The organism is Microbacterium sp., from assembly GCF_031178525.1.
Lineage (GTDB): Bacteria > Actinomycetota > Actinomycetes > Actinomycetales > Microbacteriaceae > Microbacterium.
The window spans coordinates 1-2,732 of the sequence record NZ_JAPSJA010000310.1 but is presented as its reverse complement, the minus strand read 5'-3'; the positions used below and the strand labels follow the sequence as shown (position 1 = coordinate 2,732).

At 69.0% G+C, this 2,732-nt stretch carries 4 protein-coding genes; 1 reads left to right on the top strand and 3 read right to left on the bottom strand.

What is annotated here, in order from left to right; all coding sequences use genetic code 11:
• The first annotated feature begins 42 nt into the window (after window positions 1-42).
• Window positions 43-231 carry a hypothetical protein gene (locus RIF89_RS13650; RefSeq protein ID WP_309069633.1) on the top strand — a complete coding sequence of 63 codons (189 nt, stop codon included), beginning with the start codon at window positions 43-45 and terminating at the stop codon, window positions 229-231.
• 45 nt (window positions 232-276) lie between these two features.
• On the opposite strand, the gene RIF89_RS13645 is transcribed toward RIF89_RS13650, so the two are convergent.
• From RIF89_RS13645 to RIF89_RS13635, 3 genes are all read right to left on the bottom strand, one after another.
• The gene (locus RIF89_RS13645; RefSeq protein WP_309069632.1) at window positions 277-1,035 is read right to left on the bottom strand and encodes an ATP-binding cassette domain-containing protein; all 759 of its coding nucleotides are present in this window, start codon (window positions 1,033-1,035) and stop codon (window positions 277-279) included.
• Complete coding sequence (locus RIF89_RS13640) at window positions 1,032-2,033, bottom strand: iron chelate uptake ABC transporter family permease subunit (RefSeq protein WP_309069631.1); 1,002 nt, start codon at window positions 2,031-2,033, stop codon at window positions 1,032-1,034. The genes RIF89_RS13645 and RIF89_RS13640 overlap by 4 nt, the downstream gene beginning before the upstream one ends.
• A partial coding sequence (locus RIF89_RS13635) for an iron chelate uptake ABC transporter family permease subunit (protein ID WP_309069630.1) occupies window positions 2,023-2,732 on the bottom strand: 710 nt, incomplete at its 5' end. The genes RIF89_RS13635 and RIF89_RS13640, both read right to left, overlap by 11 nt.

Genomic DNA, 2,732 nt, shown 5'->3' with positions numbered 1-2,732 from the left:
GAACGCCGCGCGGCCCGCGAGCCGGGCGCGTAGCCTGAAGCCATGTGGCTCATCCTGCGCAGCGTCGCGGTGCTCGCGGTCGGCGGGATCGTGGGCGCCGCCTCCCTCGGCAACGTGTGGCTCGGGCTGCTGATCGGGCTGCTGGTCTCCCTCGGGCTGTTCCTGGCGTTCGAGGCACGCAAGGGGAACAACCCCGGCCGCGACGAGTACGACGACGGCGCGCGACTCTAGACCGGCGCTGTCAGCCGCCCGGTCAGCCGCCCGCTCTGCCTGCGGTCAGCGGTAGTACAGCGCGACGGGGCGGCCGTCGATCTCACGCACGTCCACCGCGGTGTCGTAGACCGCCTCCAGCACATCGGGGCGCATGATCTCGCCGCTCGGCGCATCCGCGACGATACGGCCGTCGCGCATCGCGACGATCCGGTCGGCGTATGTCGCGGCGAAGTTGATGTCGTGCAGCACGACGATCACCCGCAGGCCCAGCTCGTCGGCCATGCGGCGCACGAGCTTCATGATCGCCGTCTGGTGCCGCAGATCCAGGTTGTTGAGCGGCTCGTCGAGCAGCACGTACTTCGTGTCCTGTGCCAGCACCATCGCGATGAAGGCGCGCTGACGCTGCCCGCCCGACAGTTCGTCGAGGAATCGAGCGCGGTACGGCTCGAGATCCAGATAGGCGATCGCGCGCTCGATGTGCGTGCGGTCGTCGACAGTGAGCCGCCCCTTCGAGTGCGGGAAGCGCCCGAACTCCACGAGGTCCTGCACCGTGAGCCGCGCGGCGATGTGGCTGTCCTGCCGCAGCACGGCGAGGACCTTCGCGAGCTCCGACGACGACGCCGTGGAGACATCCTGCCCGTCGACCGTCACCCGGCCCGCGTCGGGCTTGATGAGCCGGCCGATCAGTCCGAACAGCGTCGACTTGCCAGCCCCGTTCGGCCCGATCAGGGCGGTGATGCCCTCCTTGCCGAACGACACGGTGACGTCGTCCAGCACGGTGGTTCCGCCGTAGCGCTTGGACGCGTTCTCGAGCGCGATCATCGCGCCCCCTTTCGCAGCACGAGGTAGAGGAAGAACAGGCCGCCGGCGAACTCGATCACGGTCGACAGCGTCGCACTGAAGGCGAACAGCCGCTCGATCACGAGCTGGCCGCCGACCAGGCACACCATGCCGAGCAGCACGGCGGTCGGGAGGGTCCACGCGTGCCGGAACGAGCCGGCGTACGCGTACGCCAGGTTCGCGACGATCAGCCCGAAGAACAGCACGGGCCCGACGAGCGCGGTCGACGCCGCGATCATCACCGACACGATCCCGAACAGGATCATCACGGTGCGGCGATGATCCACGCCGAGCCCGACGGCGGCCGGCTCCCCGAGGGTCAGCACGTCGAGCGTCGCGCGCAGCGGGATCACCGCCGCGCAGCCGAGCGCCACGAGGATCGCGGTCAGCAGCAGCAGCGTCTCGTCGGGGCGCGTCAGCGATGCGAACCCGGCGTCGCTCAGCACTTGGAACGCGACGGGATCCAGCATCCGCTGCATCCACTCCGTGAACGATCGGAAGAACGTGCCGAGCACGATGCCGACGAGCAGCATCAGGTGGATCGACCTGCGCTTGCCGCCGAACAGCCACGTGAACAGCAACACGCTGAACGCCACCATGACCACGACCTGCACGCCCCACAGGATCAGCGGGCGGAGCGTCAGGAAAGACGTGGCACCGAAGAAGAACACGACGATGGTCGAGATGAGCATGTAGAACGCGTCGAAGCCCATGATCGACGGCGTGAGGATCCGGTTCTGCGTGATGGTGTGGAACACGACCGTCGAGACGCCGACCGCGGTCGCCACGACCAGCATGGCCGCGACGCTCAGGCCGCGGATCTTGAGCGCGAACGCGAGCGAGCCGGGCACGTCCGTGAACAGGAACAGCCCGACGAGGGCGAGCACGACCCCGCCGAGCGCGGCCATCCGCACGCCGGGGCGTGACCACGGCGCGCGGGGCGGGACGGAAAGAGCGCGGGGCGCCTGTTCAGTGAGCACGACTCCCCCTTCGCAGCAGCAGCCACAGGAACAGGGCCGCGCCGACGACGCCGACGATGACCGACAGCGGGATCTCGTACGGGAACCGCAGCACGCGCGCCAGGATGTCGCACGCGACCACGAACACCGCGCCGAGCCCGGCCACCCACGGGATCGAGCGGCGCACGTTGTCGCCGATGACCAGGCTGACGATGTTGGGCACGACGAGTCCGAGGAACGGGATCATGCCGGCCGTGACGAGCACGGCGGCGGTCGTGACGGCGATGATGACCATGCCGATCGCGACGACGCGGCGGTAATCGAGGCCGAGGTTCGTGGCGAACTCCTCGCCGAGACCGATCACGCTGAACCGGTCGGCCGCGATCCAGGCGATCACGCCCATCAGACCCGCGACCCAGAGGAACTCGTAGCGCCCCTGCATCACGCCCGCGAAGCTGCCCTGCGCCCACTGCCCCAGCGACTGCAGCAGGTCGAGGCGGTACGCGAAGAAAGTCGTGATCGCCGCCACGACCCCGCCCAGCATGATGCCGACCAGCGGGACGAGGACGAGCTGCCGCACCGGCACGGCCCGAATGATCCGCAGGAACACCCACGTGCCGAAGAGGGCGAAGGCCGCGGCGACGCCCATCTTCCCCATCAGCGCCATCCCGGGCCACAGCACCATCGTCACGAGCATGCCGAGTGTGGCGAACTCGCTCA